We start from the raw sequence: 18295 nt of genomic DNA on the forward strand, positions 1-18295 counted from the left end.
CAAGGCGTTCGCCCCATGGCAAAACACCTCGCTGCATCCTTGTTTGCCTAAGTCCAGTCTCGGCGTCTGCACGCCGGTAAAAGCCGGTGACCACGCGCCCGCACGCAAGACCGGCCCGCACGCAAGACCGGCCCGCATGGGGGTACGCAGCGGGTAAATTCGGGAGCTGTGACCACTCACTTGACGACCGCATGACCAAGCCCCTCTCCCCCGCCGAACAAATCCTGCGCGACGCCGCGCGCGCCTACCACAGCACGCCGGTGCGCGGCAAAATCTCCGTGAGTCCGACCAAGCCGCTGTCGAACCAGCGCGACCTCTCGCTCGCTTACTCGCCCGGGGTGGCCTACCCCTGTCTGGACATCCACGCCGACCCGTCCAAGGCCTTCGACTACACGGCGCGCGGCAACCTCGTGGGCGTGGTCACCAATGGCACGGCCGTGCTCGGGCTGGGCGACATCGGCCCGCTTGCGGGCAAACCCGTGATGGAGGGCAAAGGCTGCCTGTTCAAAAAGTTTGCCGGCATCGACGTGTTCGACATCGAACTCGCCGAGCGCGACCCGGACAAACTCGTCGAAATCATCGCCGCGCTCGAACCCACGCTGGGCGGCGTCAACCTCGAGGACATCAAGGCGCCCGAGTGCTTTTACATCGAGCGCAAGCTGCGCGAGCGCATGAACATTCCTGTGTTCCACGACGACCAGCACGGCACGGCCATCATCTCGAGCGCCGCGCTGCTCAACGGCCTGGAGCTCGTGGGCAAGCGCATCGATACGGTCAAGCTGGCCGTCTCGGGCGCAGGCGCGGCGGCCCTCGCCTGCGTCGATGTGATGGTGGAACTGGGCGTGCGGCGCGAAAACGTCTTTATGGTGGACTCCAAGGGCGTGATCTACGAAGGCCGCCCCGGCGGCTACGACGAATCGAAGGCGCGCTACGCCCAAAAAACCAGCGCCCGCACGCTCGCCGACGTGGTGCAGGGCGCGGACGTGTTCCTTGGCTGCTCGGCGCCCGGCGTGCTCACGGCCGAGATGGTCAAGACCATGGCGGACAAGCCCATCATCCTCGCGCTCGCCAACCCCGAGCCCGAAATCCGCCCCGAGCTCGCCAAGGCCGTGCGCCCCGACTGCATCATCGCCACGGGCCGCTCGGACTACCCGAACCAGGTCAACAACGTGCTGTGCTTTCCGTACATCTTCCGCGGCGCGCTCGACTGCGGCGCGACCAAGATCACGGACACCATGAAGCTCGCCTGCGTGCGCCAGATCGCCGACCTTGCCAAAGCCGAGATGAGCGACGAAGTGGCCGCCGCCTACGCGGGCAAGGAACTGCGCTTCGGGCCTGACTACCTCATCCCCACGCCGTTCGACGTGCGCCTGATTTTGCGCATCGCGCCCGCCGTGGCGCAGGCCGCAGCCGAGTCTGGCGTGGCCACGCGCCCCATTGCCGACCTCGACGCTTACCGCGAAAGCCTCTCGCGCTTCGTCTATCAAACCAGCATGTTCATGCGCCCCGTGTTTGCCGCGGCCAAGGCCCAGCCGCGGCGCGTGGCCTACGCCGAAGGCGAGGACGAGCGCGTGCTGCGCGCGGCCCAGGTGGCCGTCGATGACGGGCTCGCGCGCCCCATCCTGATCGGCCGCCCTGCCGTGATCGCCGCGCGCATCGCCAAAGCGGGTCTGCGCATCCAGCCCGGCAGCGACGTGGAAATTTGCAACCCCGAAGACGACCCGCGCTTTCGCCAGTATTGGGAGACTTACCACCGCCTCATGGGCCGCAGCGGCGTCACGCCCGAGGCCGCCAAAGCCGCAGTGCGCCGCTCCAACACCTTGATCGCCGCCCTGATGGTGCACCTGGGCGACGCCGATGCCATGCTGTGCGGGCTGGTAGGGCGCTTCGACAGCCACCTCGACCACATCCGCGACATCCTCGGCGTGAAAAAGGGTGCGCCGGGCCTCGCGACCGTGAATGCGCTGATGCTCGACCAATACACCTTGTTCATCGCCGACACCTACATCCACGAAGACCCGAGCGCCGAGCAGCTCGCGGCCATCGCGCTCATGGCCGCCGAAGAGGTGCAGCGCTTTGGTCTGCCGCCCAAGGTGGCGTTCCTGTCGCACTCCAACTACGGCTCGTCGAGCCGCGCCTCGGCGCGCAAAATGCGCCTCGCGCGCGACCTGTTCACGCAGCTCGCGCCGCACATCGAATGCGACGGCGAGATGCACGGCGACGCGGCACTGTCCGAAGACGTGCGCCGCAACAGCCTGCTCGACGCCACGCTCAGCGGCGCCGCCAACGTGCTGATCTGCCCCAACCTGGACGCGGCCAACATCCTCTTCAACGTACTCAAGACCACGAGCGCGCACGGCACCACCATAGGCCCCATCCTGCTCGGCGCGGCAGCCTCGGCGCATGTGCTCACGCCCTCTTCAACGGTGCGCCGCGTAGTCAACATGACCGCGCTCGCGGCCGCCAACGCCGCCGTGCCTAGGAGCCTGTCGGACTTTGGGCGTCGATAGCGAGAATGCGCCCCGGCGAGGCCAGTTTTTGCCGGATTCGCAGCCCCATAGTGGTGCTATGGGGCAAGAAGACGGTAAAAAATGGGCCGCTGCGGCGCATTCGCAGCCGACGATTCCAAAGCCCGACAGGCTCCTAGGGTGTGAGCCCGTAAACCAGCCTTCGGCGGCGCACCACCAACGGGCATGCCCACCGTGCCCGGCTCAAACGGCGCGCGGCTGCCGCGGCGCGCTGACACCACCTGCGGCACCGCCCCACCCAACCCGGTGCGGGCACGATGCCCAGGTGGGCATCGTTCTTGCTCAAAGATCGCCATCCGTTCTCCGAAGGAAGCCCGATGAAAAAGCGATCGTTCCTGCAGGCCGCGCTGCTGCTGGGCGCCGGCAGCCTGACCCCCGCGCAGGCCCAGACTGCCGGCAACACCGGCGCCACCGCCACCACGCCGATCAAGTTCCAGCTCGACTGGCGCTTTGAAGGGCCGTCGGCGTTTTTTTTGCACCCCTTGGCCAAGGGCTACTTCCAGGCTGCGGGCCTGGACGTGAGCGTGGATGCGGGCAGCGGCTCGGGCGGGGCGGTGCAGCGCGTGGCCTCGGGCAGCTACGACATGGGCTTTGCCGACCTGGCCGCGCTGATGGAGTTCCACGCCAACAACCCCGACGCGCCCAACAAGCCCGTGGCGGTGATGATGGTCTACAACAACACGCCGGCCTCGGTCATGGCGCTCAAGAAAAGCGGCATTGCCAAGCCCGCCGACCTCACGGGCAAGAAGCTCGGCGCGCCCGTGTTCGACGCGGGGCGGCGCGCCTTCCCGATTTTCGCCAAGGCCAACCACGTGGGCGAAGTGCAGTGGATCACCATGGACCCGCCGCTGCGCGAAACCATGCTGGTGCGCGGCGACGTCGATGCGATCACGGGCTTTACCTTCACCTCGCTGCTCAACCTCGAAGCACGCGGCGCCAAGCCGGCCGAGGTGCTGGTTCTGCCCTACGCCGACTGGGGCGTGAAGCTCTATGGCAACGCAATCATTGCCAGCCCCAAGCTGATCGCCGAGAACCCGGCCGCGGTCAAGGCGTTTTTGCGCGCCTTCGCGCGCGGCGCCAAAGAGGTGATCGCGCAGCCCGCCGCGGCCATCGCGGCCGTGAAAGCGCGCGACGGCATCGTCAACGTGGCGCTCGAAACGCGGCGCCTGCAGCTGGCCATAGACACCGTGGTCAACAGCCCTGACGCACGCGCCGAGGGCTTTGGCCAGGTGCGGCCCGCGCGCCTGTCGCTCATGGCCTCGCAGGTGTCCGACGCTTACCGCACCAAGACGCGCGTGGACCCGGCGGCCGTGTGGAACGGCAGTTTTCTGCCGCCCGCGGCCGAGCTCGACGTGCTGCCGCGCAAGTGATCCGCGGCGGCTGCGGCTGCCGGTGTGCTTGCCCGCTGCGGGCATGCCTTTTGCTCACTTTTTTGAGTTTGCTTTCGATAGCTGCTTGCGCACATGCATCAAGCGCTAAAGCCTCATTTGATACCCAAAAATGCAGCCAGAAAACACCGCTTTCATCGAATTCCGCGACGTCTGGCTCGCCTACAGCGACGAGCTGCGCGCACAAAACCACTTCGCGGTCGAAGCCATCGAGCTGCAGGTGCCGCGCGGCGCCTTCATCGCCATCGTCGGCCCCTCGGGTTGCGGCAAGTCCACCTTCATGAAGCTCACCACGGGCCTGCGCCAGCCGAGCATGGGCAAGATCCGCGTGGCCGGCCAGCCCGTCACGGGGCCGCTCAAGATTTCGGGCATGGCGTTTCAGGCGCCCTCGCTGCTGCCCTGGCGCACGACGCTGGACAACGTGCTGCTGCCGCTCGAAATCGTCGCCCCGTACCGCAGCCAGTTCCGGCAAAAGCGCAAAGAGTTTGAAGAGCGCGCCCGCGCCCTGCTGCACAAGGTGGGCCTGGCCGGCTACGAGCATAAATACCCCTGGCAGCTCTCGGGCGGCATGCAGCAGCGCGCGAGCATCTGCCGTGCGCTGATCCACGAGCCGCAGATGCTGCTGCTCGACGAGCCCTTCGGCGCGCTCGACGCCTTCACGCGCGAGGAGCTCTGGTGCACGCTGCGCGACCTGTGGCAGGAGCAGCGCTTCAACGTCATCCTGGTCACGCACGACCTGCGCGAGTCGGTCTTTCTGGCCGACACGGTGTACGTGATGAGCAAGAGCCCGGGCCGCTTCGTGGCGCAAAAAACCATCCCGCTGCCGCGCCCGCGCCCGCTCGAAGTCACCTACACCAAAGAATTCACCGACATCGTGCACGAGCTGCGCGGGCACATCGGCGCACTGCGCCAAAACGGTGCCGGTGCTGCGCTGGCGCAATGAGCGCGAACAGGCAACACACAAAAAGCGAAAGGCCAAAACCATGCACCAAAAAACCGTGGAACGCTGGGCACCGTGGCTGCTGCTCGCGGCCATCGTGCTGCTGTGGCAGGTGCTCTGCGCGGCGCTGGCCGTGTCGGAATTCATCTTCCCCAGCCCGTGGAGCATCGCCACGCAGCTCGTGCAGTTTGGCGACGTGATCGCGGGCCACGCCTGGCGCACCTTCTGGGTCACCATGGCGGGCTTTGGCCTGGCGATCGTGGTGGGCGTGCTGCTGGGCTTCGTGATCGGCAGCTCGCGCCTGGCCTACGCGGCGCTGTACCCGCTGATGACGGCGTTCAACGCGCTGCCCAAGGCGGCCTTCGTGCCCATCCTCGTGGTCTGGTTCGGCATAGGCGCGGGGCCGGCCATCCTCACGGCGTTCTTGATCAGCTTCTTTCCGATCATGGTGAACATCGCCACGGGCCTGGCCACGCTCGAGCCCGAGCTCGAAGACGTGCTGCGCGTGCTCGGCGCGCGCCGCTGGGACGTGCTCGTCAAGGTCGGCCTGCCGCGCTCGCTGCCGTACTTTTACGCCTCGCTCAAGGTGGCGATCACGCTCGCCTTCGTGGGCACCACGGTGAGCGAAATGACCGCCGCGAACGAAGGCATAGGCTATTTGCTCGTGTCTGCGGGCTCGTCCATGCAGATGGGCCTGGCCTTTGCGGGCCTGATCGTGGTTGGCGCCATGGCCATGGCCATGTACGAGCTCTTCAGCCTGCTGGAAAAGCACACCACCGCCTGGGCGCACCGCGGCACGCAGGGCGGGTGAGCCGCGCCGCTCGCCTCAACGGCGCAACAGCTGGGCCAGGGCCGCTTCCAGTTCGGGCTGCTGAAAGCGGTAACCCGCCTGCAGGGTGCGCACGGGTTGCACCCGCTGGCTGCCCAGCAGCAAAACGGCCATCTCCCCGAGTGCCAGGCGCAGCGCCCAGGCGGGCACGGCCAGCAGCGCAGGGCGACGCACGGCGCGCGCCAGCGCCTGCGTGAATTCGGCGTTGCGCACCGGATGCGGTGCGCACGCCGCAAACACGCCCGCGCAATCGGCGTGCTGCAGCAAAAAATCGGCGCAAGCCACCACGTCGTCGATGTGGATCCACGGCATCCACTGCTGCCCACTGCCCAGGCGCGCACCCAGCCCCAGGCGAAACGGTGGCAGCAGGCGCTGCAGCATGCCCCCTTCGGCCGCCAGCACAGCCGCTATGCGTAGCAGCAGCACGCGCACCCCGGCCTCACGCGCCCGCAGGGCCTCGGCTTCCCAAGCGGCGCACAAGGTGCTGCCGAAGTCGGGCACGCCCGCGGGGCTGGACTCGTCGAGCACGCGCTCGCCCGCATCGCCCCACCAACCCACTGCCGAAGCCGAGAGCAGCACCGCCGGCGGGCGCTGCAGCTGCAGCATCCAGTCCACCAGGCGCCGCGTGAGCAGCACCCGGCTGTTCCACAAGGTTTCGCGCCGCGCCGCCGTCCAGCGGGCGTCGGCAATGGGGGCGCCGGCCAGGTTCACCACGGCGTCGAAATGTTCCGCCTTGCCAAGCGCTGCCAGGTCGGCAATGCCCTGCGCGCCGCTGCACAGCGCCGCTACCCGCGCGCTTTGGCGGCTCCACACGAGCACCTCGTCGCCGCGTGCGCGCCAAAAGCGGCACAACGCGCGGCCGATCAGTCCTGTGCCACCGGTGAGCAGGATGCGCATGGTTCACTCCTTTGTCATGGCAGGCGCGGTGGGGTGCGGGGCCGGCGACGCCGCAGCCTGGGATGCGCTGGCACGCCAGCTTTGCACGAGTGCGGGCAGGCTTGCGAGGTCGCGCGCGGCGTGCACGCCGGTTTGCACGCTTGCGTACAGCGCATCGCAATTGCCCCCTATCCACAAGGCCACCGTGGCGGGCAGTTGCGCGCGCAGGGCCTGCACGCTGGCGCGCACCAAAGCGGCGGGTTGGACGTCGGCAAAGCTCAAGGCGACGACGTCCGCGCGGTGCGCGTGTGCGGCCTGCACCAGATCGGTCAGCGGGGTTTGGGTGCCCAAAGAAATGCAGCTACAGCCTTCGAGGGCCAACAAGGCTTCGACCATCAGCAGCCCCAGGCCATGCAGCTGCCCCGGCAAGGTCGTCAAAAGCACCCTGGGCCTGCCGGGCGCGGGCGGTGGCGGCAGCGCTGCCAAAGCGTGCCGCAGCACCGTGGTGACGACCTCGGTGTAGAGGTGTTCTTCGAAAATTTCAAAACGCCCCTGCGCCCAGGCGTCGCCCACGGCGGCGTTCAAGGGCGCCACGACCGCACGCACGAACACGGCCAGGCCCCAGCGTGAGAGCGCGTGGCCGAGCAAGCCGCGCAAGGCCTGCGGGTCGTGCGCGGCCACGGCGTTCATGAACGGCTCCAGTGCCACGCCTTGGCTCTGGGGCTCGGGCGCGGCGGGTTGTGCGACGGGTTGTGCGACGGGTTGTGCGGCGGTCTTGCTGGCTTGGCCCTGCGCGCCGTCGAGGCGCCCGAGCAAAGCGTGCAGAGCTGCCGCGTCCAGCCCGACGACTTTGCCCGGCCGCTGACCCGCATCGAGCAAGCGCGCGATGAGCTTGAGGCGCTGCACCTGCTCGGGCGGGTAGCGCCGGTCGCCGGCGGCATCGCGCAGGGGCTGCGGAAAGCCGTAGCGTCGCTCCCAGACACGCAAGGTGTCTTTCGCCAGCCCCGTCTCGCGCTCCACGGCGGCTATCGGCAATGCGGCCGCAGTGGCGGCAGTCAGGAGATCACGCACGAAAAATTCCTCGATTCGATGAAAGGGTCGCAGACGGTAGCTGCGGGTTTGGCACAAGCACGCTCAAAATTACCATGGACAAAAATCACATTTGCCTTTATTGTCCATGACAAATAAATTTTTGTCTAATACAATTCGCGCCAGACGTCGACGATCGACTTCCTGGACGTTCGGTTTTTGCCCCAAGGACACAACATGCGCATCGCCATCATCGGTTCCGGCATTTCTGGCTTGGCCGCGGCCCACGTGCTGCGGCAGCACGCCCGCGTGACGCTGTTCGAGGCGGCGGATTACTTTGGCGGCCACACGCACACCGTGGACGTGTGTCTACCCAATGCCCGCGGCGAGCCGGTGGAGCACGGGGTGGACACGGGATTTTTGGTGTTCAACGAACGCACCTACCCGGGGCTGATCGCCTTGTTGCGCGCCCTGGACGTGCCCGTTGCGCGCACGGACATGTCGTTTTCGGTGCAGGTGCCGGGCGCCGGCCCCGGCGGGCGCAGTCCACTCGAATGGAGCGGCGCCAACCTGCAGACCATTTTTGCGCAGCGCGCCAACCTGCTGCGCCCGCGTTTTTGGGCCATGCTGGGCGAAGTGCTGCGCTTCAACCGCTTGTGTACCGAGGTGGCCACGGCAAAGCACGAGGCCACGCTGCGCCAGCCGCTCGCGGACTTTTTGCGCGCGCATGGCTTCGGCGCTGCATTCCAGCAGTGGTATCTGCTGCCCATGCTGGGTTGCATCTGGAGCTGCCCGACCGAGCAGATGCTGCGCTTTCCCGTGGCGACGATGATCCGCTTTTGCCACAACCACGGTCTGATCCAGGTCCAGGGCCGTCCTGCGTGGTGGACGGTCGCGGGCGGCGCACGGCAGTACGTGCAAAAAATGGTGGCGGGCCTGGACGCGCGCCTGTCCAGCCCCGTGCGCCGCATCGTGCGCGACGCCGCGGGCGTGCAGCTGCAATGCGATGACGGCAGTGCGCGCTTTGACGCCGTGGTGCTGGCCGTGCACAGCGACCAGGCACTGCGCCTGCTGGCCCAGCCCACGGCGCAGGAGCAGGCCGTGCTCGGCGCCATCCGCTACCAGAGCAACCGCGCCATCCTGCACACTGACGCGCGTTTGCTGCCCCAGCGGCGCGCTGCCTGGGCCGCGTGGAATTACGAGCGTGCTGCCGACGCCGGAAAAGAGTCGGCCCGGGTCTGCCTGCACTACTGGATCAACCGCCTGCAGCCGCTGCCTTTCGCGCAGCCGGTGCTGGTCTCGCTGAATCCCGTGCGTGCGCCCGATCCACGCACAGTGCTCGGCGCGTACGACTACGAACACCCGGTGTTCGACCTCGCCGCGATCGAGGCGCAGGCCCGCGTGCCGCAGTTGCAGGGCGTGCAACACATCTGGTACTGCGGTGCCTGGGCGGGCTACGGTTTTCACGAGGATGGCCTGCAGTCGGGCTACCGCGCGGCGCACGCTTTGCTGGCCCGTTGGCAGCGCAAGGAGGCCGCATGAGCACCCCGGCCCGGCCCACCATGGCCCTGCCCACCACACCCGTGCCGCACATCGGCTTCGGGCAGGTGTGGCACACGCGGCTGCGTCCGCGGCGCCACCGCTTTGCGTACCGGGTGTTCTTTCTGCTGCTGCCCATGCGCACCTTGCAGGCCCAGCCGCAGGCGGGGGGCGTGCTCGCGTACAACCGGTGCGGGGCGCTGTCTTTTCACGACGCTGACCATGGCGACGGGCGTAGCCCCGCCGCGGGCGGGGCGCTCGCCTGGCTCGATGCGCTGCTGGCTGCTGCGGGCATCCACGACGCCGGCGGCGAGGTCTGGCTGCAGTGCTTTGCGCGCGTCTTGGGCTACGCCTTCAAGCCCGTGAGTTTTTGGTACTGCCACGGTGCGGACGGCAGCCTGCGCGCCATCGTCGCCGAGGTCAACAACACCTTTGGCGAACGCCACGCCTATTTGCTCGACGCGCCCCGGCCCGGTCAGCCCCTGGTGGCGAGCAAGGTGTTCCACGTCTCGCCGTTTTGCCCCGTGGACGGGGAATACCACTTCGACTTCGCTTGCCAAGGCGACGCGCTGCAGGTGCGCATCGACTACCACGACGCCCAGGGTGCGCTGCTGCGCACGGGGCTCGTGGGCCGGCTCGCACCGCTGAACGCTGCGCTGCGCCGTCGCGCTCTGTGGCGCCATCCGCTCATGACGCTGGCCGTGATCGCGCGTATCCACTGGCATGCGCTGCGGCTGCTCGCCAAGCGCGTGCCTTTCTTTCGCAAACCACCGCCGCCCGTGCAAACGGTGTCCCGCTCCACCCCAGTTTGAGGTCGCTTGCCATGCCCAGCACCATCGCCAGCCCAGCAAAAAGCAGAGAAATCGCTACCCAAGCCCCATTCTTTGCGCGCAAGGCGCTGCGCTTTTTGGAGCGTATGCAGCACGGTTGCCTGCACCTGGAGCTGCCCAACGGCCGCACGCTGTCCTTCGGTCCGGGCGGCAGCACGGTGGCGCGCATGCAGCTCGCCAATTGGCGCGTGTTCCCCGCCGTGCTGCGCGCTGGCGACATCGGCTTGGCCGAAAGCTACATCGACGGGGACTGGAGCACCCCGCACCTGGCCGAGCTGCTCAAGCTGCTGCTGGCCAACCGCGCCGCGCTCGAAGCGCTGGTGTATGGCTCCTGGTGGGGACAGCTCGCGTACCGGCTGCGCCATGCGCTGCACCGCAACAGCAAGGCCGGCAGCCGTCGCAACATCCATGCGCACTACGACCTGGGCAACGCCTTTTACGCGCTGTGGCTCGACCCGAGCATGAACTACTCCGCCGCCTGGTTCGAGGGCGACTTGCAAGGCGACCTGACCCTCGCGCAGCGCGCCAAAATGCGCCGCGCCCTGCAAAGCGCGGGCGTGCGGCAGGGGGGCACCTTGCTCGAAATCGGCTGCGGCTGGGGCGCGCTGGCCGAGCTTGCGGCGCAGGAGTTCCAGGCCCAGGTCACCGGCGTGACCTTGTCGCAAGAGCAACTGCACTTTGCCCAAGCACGTATGCAGGCGGCCGATCTGGCGCAGCGCGTGCAGTTGCGCCTGCAGGACTACCGCGACATTGCCGACGGGCCTTATGACGCGATCTGCTCGATCGAAATGCTCGAAGCCGTGGGCCGCGCCTACTGGCCCGAGTATTTCGCCGCGCTGCGGCGGCTGCTGCGCCCGGGGGGGAGGGCCTGCATCCAGAGCATCGTGATCGACGAGGCGCTGTTCGAGCGCTACATCCGCGGCACGGACTTCATCCAGCAATACATCTTCCCTGGCGGCTGCCTGCCCAGCAAGGAGCGCCTCGTGGCCTGCGCAGCGCAGGCCGGGCTGCACGTGCAAGAAGCGTTTTCCTTCGGGCCCGACTACGCCGAGACCTTGCGCCGCTGGCACCAGCGCTTCACGCAGGCGCGCGCCCAGGTGCTCGCACAGGGGTTCGACACACGCTTCGTGCGCACCTGGGAGTTTTACCTCGCGTATTGCGAAGCCGGTTTCGACCTGCACACCATTGACGTGGTGCAGTTCACTTTGGTGCGTGACGATTCCACGACTTACGCAAATCGGGGTTAGGCCAGGCGTTCGCCCCATGGCAAAACACCTCGCTGCATCCTTGTTTGCGTAAGTCCAGGATTCGTGATCGAGATGCTAACTATTCGATAGCTGCTAGCGCTTGCCTGATATGCGCAAAAGCCACTTTTTATCCAAATTCCTGGTGGTCTGTGTCATGGGATGCGCCCCGCTGGCGAGCCAGGCGAGCGCCGATGTGGCGCCGCCGCCGGCTTTGCAGGCGCTGCCAATACAGGAGCGCCTCACGCTTGCTGGAGAAGGGCAAATGCGCTTTTTTGGGGTGGCCATTTACGATGCGCGCTTGTGGGTCGATGCGCGCTTCGCCCCCGCGCGTTTCGATGCCCACCCTCTCGCGCTCGAACTGCGCTATCACCGGGCCTTCAGTGCGGCCGCCATTGCGCGGCGCTCGCTCACGGAAATGCAGCGCCAGCGCAAGCTGGCCCCGGAGCTTGCGCAGCGCTGGGAGCGCATGCTCGCGCAGTTGCTGCCCGACGTGCAGCCCGGCGACCGGCTCCTGGGCGTCTATCTGCCCGGCGAGGGCATGCAACTGTGGCGCGGCGCGCAGCTGCTCGGTACCTTGCGCGAGCCTGAACTCGCGCATTTGTTCTTCGGCATCTGGCTTTCGCCCCAGACGTCCGAGCCCTCCTTGCGCGCGGCCTTGCTCGCGCGCGTGGCGCCATGAACGCAGCGCCGCCCGTCCACCCTTTTGCAGCCGGCGCTGCGGCGCATTGGCGCGCCGGGCTGCGCTACGGGCTGCTGGGCCTGCCGCTCGCGTTTGCCGCATTGCCCATGTACGTGGTGCTGCCGCACCACTACGCGCAGCACCACGGCCTGGCGCTGGCGAGCATCGGCGTGTTGCTCATGCTGGTGCGCCTGTGCGATGCGTTCCTGGAGCCGCTCCTGGGCCGCTGGTGCGACGCGCTCTACGCGCGCAGTCTGCGCACGGTGCTGTGGGTCGCGGGCGCCGCCGCAGCGCTGCTGGCGCTGGGTTTGACGGGGCTGTACTTTCCGCCGCCGACCGACCGCACGGGGCTGTGGGTCTGGATGCTCGTGGGGTTGGTGCTCACCAGCGTGGCGCACAGCCAGCTCATGCTCGCGCACCAGGCCTGGGGCGTGCGGCTCGGGGGCGATGCTGTGCAGCGCAGCCGCATCGTCGCCTGGCGCGAAGGCCACGCCCTGGTGGGCGTGGTGGCGGCATCGGCGCTGGCTCTGACCTGGGGGGCCGCGGGAATGCTCGCAGTGTTCGGCGTGGCACTGGCCTGCGGCTACCTGCTGTGGTGGCAGGCGCCGCGCCCCGCGCCGCTAGGAGCGCCGCTAGGAGGCTGTCGGACTTTGGGCGTCGAAAGCGAGAATGCGCCCCGGCGAGACCAGTTTTTGCCGGATTCGCCGCCCCATAGCGGGACTATGGGGCAAGAAGACGGTAAAAAATGGGCCGCTGCGGCGCATTCGCAGCCGACGATTCCAAAGTCCGACAGGCTCCTAGGCGCGGCGCCGACGCCCGAGGCAGCGCGCGGTGCCCGTCTGTGGCAGCCGCTGCACGATGCGCGCATGCGGCGTTTGCTGCTGGTTTTCCTGTGCAACGGCACGGCCAGCGCCATTCCCGCGACGCTGATGCTGTTTTTTGCCCAGGACGTGCTACGTGCGCGGGAGGGCGAGGTGGCGCTGTTCCTGGCGCTGTATTTCGTGAGCGCTGCGCTGGGCTTGCCGCTGTGGTTGCGTCTGGTCGGTCGCGCGGGGCTGGCGCGCAGCTGGCTCGCGGCCATGCTGCTGGCCGTGGCCTGCTTTGCCTGGACGGCCGCCCTGGGCGCGGGGCAAACGCATGCTTTCGCCGTCATTTGTGCCCTCACGGGCGTGGCTTTTGGCGCCGATCTGACGCTGCCCGGTGCGATGCTGGCCGGCTTGGTGGCGCGCGCGGGCGCCGTGGGCCGCACCGAGGGCGCTTACCTGGGCTGGTGGAATCTCACCACCAAGTTCAACCTCGCCCTCGCCGCAGGCGGCGCGCTGCCGCTGCTGCAATGGTGGGGCTACACACCGGGCAGCACCGAGGCGCTGGCGCTGCAGCCGCTGCGCTGGACGTACGCACTGCTGCCTTGCGGACTCAAGCTGCTGGCTGCTGCGCTGCTGTACCTGTTGTGCATACGCCCTGCACCTGACCCCCTCCACCACGCCACGAAAGGAGCTCTGCCATGGAACCTACGCCGCACCGTGCTGCTCGCCGGCCTGGGCGCCGCGCTGCTGCAGGGCTGCGCCAGCCCGCAGCCCAAGGACTACGCCCAGGAGCGCCCCGTGCTCGCGCTTGAGGACTACTTCAGCGGCCGCGTCGTCGCGCACGGCATCTTCCAAAAGCGCGGCGGCGAAGTGGCGCGGCGCTTTACCGTCCTGATGGACTGCCGCTGGGAAGGCGACGAAGGCGTGCTCGACGAGGCCTTCACGTATTCCGACGGCAGCACCCAGCGGCGCGTGTGGCACATCACCAAGCTCGGCCCGGGGCGTTACAGCGGCCGCGCCGACGACGTCGTGGGCGAAGCGCAGGGCGAAGCCGCTGGCAACGCCTTGCGCTGGAATTACACGCTGCGCCTGCCCGTGGACGGCAAGGAATACGAAGTGCAGTTCGACGACTGGATGTTTCTGGTGGACGACAAGGTGTTGCTCAACCGCGCCACCATGCGCAAGTTCGGCATTCGGCTGGGCGAGGTGCTGCTGTCTTTTCGCAAGGAGTGAGCATGGCACTCAACCCGCCCATCACCGACTGGCGTGGCAAACGCGTGTGGCTGGTCGGCGCCTCGAGCGGCATCGGCCGGGCCACCGCCGAGCTGTTGCACGCGCGCGGCGCGCAGGTCATCGTCTCCGCGCGGCAGCAAGCCGCCCTCGACGACTTCGTGCGCGCCCACCCCGGCAGCCTTGCGTTCGCGCTCGACGCGACCGACGCCGATGCCGTGAGCGCCGCCGCGCAAGCGCTGCTCGCCACGGGCCCGCTCGACCTGGTCTGCTACTGCGCGGGCTACTACCGCGCCCAGCGCGCGAGCCACCTCGAGCTGGCCGAGCTGCAGCGCCACCTGCAGGTCAACTACCTCGGCGCGCTGCACGTGCTGCACGCCGTGACGCCGGCCCTGTTGCAGGCTGCGCACACCGGGCGCGCGCCGCACCTGAGCTTCGTGGCCAGCGTGGCCGGCTGGCGCGGCCTGCCCCGCGCCCTGGGCTACGGCCCGAGCAAAGCCGCGCTGATCCACCTCGCCGAAGCGCTGTTTCTGGACCTGCGGCCGCAAGGCGTGGGGGTGAGCATCATCAATCCCGGCTTCGTCGCCACCCCCATGACCCAGGGCAACGACTTCCCCATGCCCGCGCTGCGCACCCCGGAGCAAGCGGCCACGGCCATCGTGCGCGGTTGGCAGCGCGGCGCCTTTGAAATCCACTTTCCGCGACGCTTTACCTGCGTGCTCAAGCTCCTGCGCGTGCTGCCCTACCGCTGGTACTTTCCCTTGGTGCACCGCTTCACCGGGCTTTGATCTCGCACACGCACCTCACACACGCACCTCGCACACGCTATTTATGACCTCTACCGCGCCGCCCACAAACGCCAGCGAATCCGCCGTCGACACCCGCGAAGCCACGGCGCGGGTGATGGCTTTGTTTGCAAATTTTGCCCCGGCGCATCTGCCCCTGCTGGGTCAGTACTACGCCCGAGACGCGCGCTTCAAAGACCCATTCCACGACGTACAGGGCGTGCCCGCCATCACTGCCATCTTTACGCACATGTTCGAGGCGCTGCACGAGCCGCGCTTCGTCTTTATCGACCACATCGTTGGTGCGCAGCAAGCCTTTTTGACCTGGGACATGCAATTTCGCTTCCGGCGCTGGCGCACGCACCAGCCCGAGCACATCTATGGCGCCACCCATTTGCGCTTCGATGCGCAAGGCCGCATCACCTTGCACCGCGACTACTGGGACAGCGCCGAGGAGCTTTTTGAAAAATTCCCGCTCATCGGCCCCGGCGTGCGCTGGCTGCGCAAGCGCGCGGGCGCCTGAACTGCCTGCCTACGCCGCACTCCGCTGCTGCGCCGCCCCCTGCAGCCTCAGCCCCAAAATGCTGCCTGCGCCCCGATATCATGCGCTCATAGCTCTGACTTCCATAGTAAACCGCGCATGACCTGGCACGCCCAGCTACACCTGGACTACACCCTGCAAGAGCAGCGCACCGTGGCGCGCTACACCCACCAGGGCCCGCTGCGCATCCTGCAAAGCCTGTACCCCGAAGGCACGGGTATTTGCCACAACGTGCTCGTGCACCCGCCGGGCGGGCTCGTGGGCGGCGACACACTGCAGGTCGCTGTCAATGCGGGCAGTGGCACCCACGCCCTGCTCACCACGCCCGGCGCCACGCGCTTTTACCGCAGCGCAGGCGCGCCGGCCCGTCAAATCACGCAACTGCAGCTGCAAGCCGGCGCGCGCCTCGAATGGCTGCCGCTCGAGACCTTGTGCTACCGCGACTGCATGGCGGAAAACCACCTCAGCCTCACCCTGGCACCCGGCGCCCAATGCCTGAGCTGGGACGTGACGGCGCTGGGCTGGATGCCCGAGCCCACCCACGCCACCCACGACGCACCGTCCGCGAATGTCACCCGCGCAGCCGACCCCGTCGGCGCCACGCCGCCTGCTGCATCGGGGCGCCTGCTGCAGCACCTCGAAATACCCGGCGTCTGGCTGGAACGCGGCACCATCGCCGCGGCCGACCAACGCCTGCTGCACAGCCCGCTGGGCCTGGCTGGGTACGGCTGCCTGGCGAGCGTGTTTTTTGCCAGCGGCACGCCCCTGACCCACGCGCAGCGCGAAGCCGCGCTCGACGCCGCGCGTGCCGTGATCGCGCCGCACCCGCTCGCCCCCACTGCCGGCGCCACCAGCCCGCACCCGCAACTGTTGCTCGCGCGCATGCTCGCGCCGCAGGTCGAACCCGCAATGGCGCTCGCCCGCGCGCTGCGCGCCGCCTGGCGGGCGCATTTCTGGCAACTGCCGGCGACCGCGCCGCGGGTGTGGGCCCTGTAGGGAGAAATTGGGGTCTGGTGGAATTGGGGTCAGGCCAGCCGGCACGTCGGCAAGCCACGCCAGGGGCCTCTGCAAGACGCCGCGCCTGCCTGTTTGCGCAAGTCCTGCAAAAGCCCCTGGCAGCTACCGCCTCACCTCGACAGATCTATAGCGTACTTGGACGTGCCCTTGCCCGAACCATCGTCGGCCGCAAGCAGGGACACGTTGGCAAGCCCCGCCGCCTGCGCCACCGACAGGGCGCTGGGGCCCGAGCTGAACACCACCGGCCCGGCCGTCGTGACCGTGGTGAAGCGCCAGCTCCTGGCCGAGCCATTCGCCGCGCGCGTGATGTTCACGTTCTTGCGGATGTAGTTGACCACCACATCGCGGTTCGCATCGGGCGAGGCCCAGATCGTGGCCGAGCCGTCGAGCTTGGGGATGAAGCTCTTGCCGCTGGTCGCGCGGTAGTTGTTGGTGGCGATCACGAACTCCTTGGCAGGGTCTATCGGCTGACCGAGATAGCGCAGGTTTTTGATGCGGCTGCCCACGGGCTGGGTGACGTCGATCTCGTACTGCACATCGGCGCTCGTGAACATGTCGAAGTTGTAGCCGGGGAAGCTGCTGATGAGCTGCTGCTCCGTGGTCTTGGCCGGATCGATCTGGTTGAAGCGCTTGGCCGCGGCCTCGAGCCAGTCCTTGATGTCGGCGCCGTTGACCTTCACGGCATAGACCGTGTTCGGGTACAGGTACAGGTCGGCGGCGTTGAAGATGGCCAGCGGCCCTGCGGCCACGTCGGTGTAGTCGGTCGCGCCCTGAAAGCCCGACTTGAACGGCGCGCTCACCGAGAGCACGGGCAGGCCGGCGTACTGCGGCAGGTTGGCCTGGATGTAGCTGGCCACGTAGTCCTGCTGCGCCTGGTTCACGATCTGGATCGCACCCGGATCGCCCACGTCGGCAAACAAGGTGCTCATGCGGAAGTCGGTGTTGCCTATGGGCGTCTTCACGTAGGTGATGGTCGCCTGGTGCTGCGCCTCGATCAGGGGCGCCACGCTGGGGTCCGGGTCCACATACAGGTTTTTGCCCGCCGCGTCCTTGCCCGTCAGGATGGTGCGCAACTGCGCCTTGCTGGCCGACTTGTTCACGCTCCACTTGCTGCCGTCCCACTGCAGCGCGAGCTCGATCACGCCCAGCGCCTTGCCCCAGGAGCTGGCCATGACTGCAGGCACGCCGTTGACGGTGCCGGCCTTGTTGTCCACGCCCGGCTGGGCGTACATGGGCGTGGCCGCCGTGTCGGGAAACACGCCATGCTGGTGCCCCATCACCATCGCGTCTATGCCCGCCACCTTGGACACGTACAGGCCCGGGTTTTCCATGGTGGGCGAATAGGCTGCGCCGTCGAGACCGCCGTGCAGCAGCGCCAGCACCACGTCGGCCCCCTTGGCGCGCATCTCGGGCACGTACTGCGTGGCTGCCTCGACCGCGCCGGTGGTGGACAGCTTGCCCTCAAGGTAGCGCTTGTCCCAATTCATGATGCCGGGCGTGGTAAAGCCGATCACGCCGATCTTGATGGGCAGCTTCTGCTCTTTGCCGTCAGCGCCGGTGGCCACCAGCGTGCGTTCGATGATGGTGTAGGGCTGCAACAAGGGCCTTTGCGTCTTGCTGCTGAGCACGTTGGCCAGCACCACCGGATAGCCCGGCCCGGCGCACTTCAGGCTGGCATCGACGCCTGCGACGTCGAGCCCGCCGCCCAGCACCTGGTTCAGGTAGGGCAGGCCGTAATTGAATTCGTGGTTGCCCACCGTGCCCGCGTCGTAGCCCAAGGCGCCCATGGCCTTGAACATGGACGACTGCTGGTTACAGGCAAGGGGCTTGACCAGCGCCTCGTAGTCGGCGAGCGCGGTGCCCTGCAGCGTGTCGCCGTTGTCCACCAAAAAGGTGTTGGCAAACTGTCCAGTCCCGGACGATCATAAGGCCGCCGATGGAACAAATGAGGGTATGAATCGTACCACCCACTCATAGCCTGCATAGGCGTCTTGCTCTGCAGGGCTGATTGGGGCAAGTGGTGGTTGTAGA

Annotated in this window: 14 protein-coding genes and 3 pseudogenes; 13 read left to right on the forward strand and 4 right to left on the reverse strand. The window is 67.7% G+C overall.

The annotated features are described in order from the left end of the window. Positions 1–191 precede the first annotated feature (191 nt). The 4 genes from FK527_RS10850 (at position 192) to FK527_RS10865 (ending at position 5667) form a co-directional block, all read left to right on the forward strand. Positions 192–2510, forward strand: a complete 2319-nt coding sequence (locus tag FK527_RS10850; RefSeq protein ID WP_144733446.1) for an NADP-dependent malic enzyme — start codon at positions 192–194, stop codon at positions 2508–2510. Positions 2511–2845: 335 nt separating this feature from the next. Further along, positions 2846–3898, forward strand: coding sequence for an ABC transporter substrate-binding protein (locus FK527_RS10855; protein ID WP_144733449.1), 1053 nt, complete (start codon positions 2846–2848; stop codon positions 3896–3898). 130 nt (positions 3899–4028) lie between these two features. Next, positions 4029–4859 carry an ABC transporter ATP-binding protein gene (locus tag FK527_RS10860; protein ID WP_144733452.1) on the forward strand — a complete coding sequence of 277 codons (831 nt, stop codon included), beginning with the start codon at positions 4029–4031 and terminating at the stop codon, positions 4857–4859. Positions 4860–4899: 40 nt separating this feature from the next. Further along, entirely contained in the window at positions 4900–5667 is a 768-nt protein-coding gene (locus tag FK527_RS10865; RefSeq protein ID WP_144733455.1) for an ABC transporter permease, read from the forward strand. A 15-nt stretch (positions 5668–5682) separates the two neighbouring features. Here the strand turns inward: FK527_RS10865 and FK527_RS10870 are convergent, their stop codons facing one another. Both FK527_RS10870 and FK527_RS10875 read right to left on the reverse strand, forming a co-directional pair. Continuing rightward, positions 5683–6582, reverse strand: a complete 900-nt coding sequence (locus FK527_RS10870; protein ID WP_144733458.1) for a TIGR01777 family oxidoreductase — start codon at positions 6580–6582, stop codon at positions 5683–5685. 3 nt (positions 6583–6585) lie between these two features. Next, positions 6586–7632 carry a MerR family transcriptional regulator gene (locus tag FK527_RS10875; RefSeq protein ID WP_144733461.1) on the reverse strand — a complete coding sequence of 349 codons (1047 nt, stop codon included), beginning with the start codon at positions 7630–7632 and terminating at the stop codon, positions 6586–6588. Between the two features lie 195 nt (positions 7633–7827). Here FK527_RS10875 and FK527_RS10880 point away from each other — a divergent pair, with 195 nt between their 5' ends. The 9 genes and pseudogenes from FK527_RS10880 to FK527_RS10920 all read left to right on the forward strand — a co-directional run bounded on the left by FK527_RS10880 (position 7828) and on the right by FK527_RS10920 (position 16243). After that, a complete protein-coding gene (locus tag FK527_RS10880) occupies positions 7828–9132 on the forward strand; it encodes an NAD(P)/FAD-dependent oxidoreductase (RefSeq protein ID WP_144733464.1) in 1305 nt (434 codons plus the stop codon). Continuing rightward, positions 9129–9941, forward strand: coding sequence for a DUF1365 domain-containing protein (locus FK527_RS10885; RefSeq protein ID WP_246072749.1), 813 nt, complete (start codon positions 9129–9131; stop codon positions 9939–9941). Before FK527_RS10880 ends, FK527_RS10885 begins: the two co-directional genes overlap by 4 nt. Positions 9942–9952: 11 nt before the next feature. Continuing rightward, on the forward strand, positions 9953–11206 hold the full coding sequence (locus FK527_RS10890) for an SAM-dependent methyltransferase (RefSeq protein ID WP_144733467.1): 1254 nt from the start codon (positions 9953–9955) through the stop codon (positions 11204–11206). A gap of 154 nt (positions 11207–11360) precedes the next feature. Further along, entirely contained in the window at positions 11361–11885 is a 525-nt protein-coding gene (locus tag FK527_RS10895; RefSeq protein ID WP_144733470.1) for a chalcone isomerase family protein, read from the forward strand. Then, positions 11882–13324: pseudogene (locus tag FK527_RS17800) on the forward strand (MFS transporter); the annotation flags it as partial. The gene FK527_RS10895 and the pseudogene FK527_RS17800, both read left to right, overlap by 4 nt. A 60-nt stretch (positions 13325–13384) precedes the next feature. Next, positions 13385–13924: a DUF3833 domain-containing protein gene (locus tag FK527_RS10905; protein ID WP_144733505.1), complete on the forward strand. Its 540-nt coding sequence runs from the start codon at positions 13385–13387 to the stop codon at positions 13922–13924. A gap of 2 nt (positions 13925–13926) precedes the next feature. Beyond that, positions 13927–14709: an SDR family NAD(P)-dependent oxidoreductase gene (locus FK527_RS10910; RefSeq protein ID WP_144733473.1), complete on the forward strand. Its 783-nt coding sequence runs from the start codon at positions 13927–13929 to the stop codon at positions 14707–14709. Between the two features lie 43 nt (positions 14710–14752). Then, positions 14753–15229, forward strand: coding sequence for a nuclear transport factor 2 family protein (locus FK527_RS10915; RefSeq protein WP_144733476.1), 477 nt, complete (start codon positions 14753–14755; stop codon positions 15227–15229). Positions 15230–15346: 117 nt separating this feature from the next. Beyond that, entirely contained in the window at positions 15347–16243 is an 897-nt protein-coding gene (locus FK527_RS10920; RefSeq protein WP_144733479.1) for an urease accessory protein UreD, read from the forward strand. A 131-nt stretch (positions 16244–16374) separates the two neighbouring features. Here FK527_RS10920 and FK527_RS10925 read toward each other — a convergent pair. Continuing rightward, positions 16375–18171 (reverse strand): annotated as a pseudogene (locus FK527_RS10925) (bifunctional 2',3'-cyclic-nucleotide 2'-phosphodiesterase/3'-nucleotidase); the annotation flags it as partial. After that, positions 18168–18295 (reverse strand): annotated as a pseudogene (locus tag FK527_RS10930) (IS481 family transposase); the annotation flags it as partial. The pseudogenes FK527_RS10930 and FK527_RS10925, both read right to left, overlap by 4 nt.

Source organism: Extensimonas perlucida (assembly GCF_007655255.1).
Lineage (GTDB): Bacteria > Pseudomonadota > Gammaproteobacteria > Burkholderiales > Burkholderiaceae_C > Extensimonas > Extensimonas perlucida.

Bases quoted from the DNA above. Each gene is read 5' to 3' on its own strand.
- FK527_RS10850 (WP_144733446.1), top strand. From the start codon at position 192: ATGACCAAGCCCCTCTCCCCCGCCGAACAAATCCTGCGCGACGCCGCG.
- FK527_RS10855 (WP_144733449.1), top strand. From the start codon at position 2,846: ATGAAAAAGCGATCGTTCCTGCAGGCCGCGCTGCTGCTGGGCGCCGGC.
- FK527_RS10860 (WP_144733452.1), top strand. From the start codon at position 4,029: ATGCAGCCAGAAAACACCGCTTTCATCGAATTCCGCGACGTCTGGCTC.
- FK527_RS10865 (WP_144733455.1), top strand. From the start codon at position 4,900: ATGCACCAAAAAACCGTGGAACGCTGGGCACCGTGGCTGCTGCTCGCG.
- FK527_RS10870 (WP_144733458.1), bottom strand. From the start codon at position 6,582: ATGCGCATCCTGCTCACCGGTGGCACAGGACTGATCGGCCGCGCGTTG.
- FK527_RS10880 (WP_144733464.1), top strand. From the start codon at position 7,828: ATGCGCATCGCCATCATCGGTTCCGGCATTTCTGGCTTGGCCGCGGCC.
- FK527_RS10885 (WP_246072749.1), top strand. From the start codon at position 9,129: ATGAGCACCCCGGCCCGGCCCACCATGGCCCTGCCCACCACACCCGTG.
- FK527_RS10890 (WP_144733467.1), top strand. From the start codon at position 9,953: ATGCCCAGCACCATCGCCAGCCCAGCAAAAAGCAGAGAAATCGCTACC.
- FK527_RS10895 (WP_144733470.1), top strand. From the start codon at position 11,361: ATGGGATGCGCCCCGCTGGCGAGCCAGGCGAGCGCCGATGTGGCGCCG.
- FK527_RS10910 (WP_144733473.1), top strand. From the start codon at position 13,927: ATGGCACTCAACCCGCCCATCACCGACTGGCGTGGCAAACGCGTGTGG.
- FK527_RS10915 (WP_144733476.1), top strand. From the start codon at position 14,753: ATGACCTCTACCGCGCCGCCCACAAACGCCAGCGAATCCGCCGTCGAC.
- FK527_RS10920 (WP_144733479.1), top strand. From the start codon at position 15,347: ATGACCTGGCACGCCCAGCTACACCTGGACTACACCCTGCAAGAGCAG.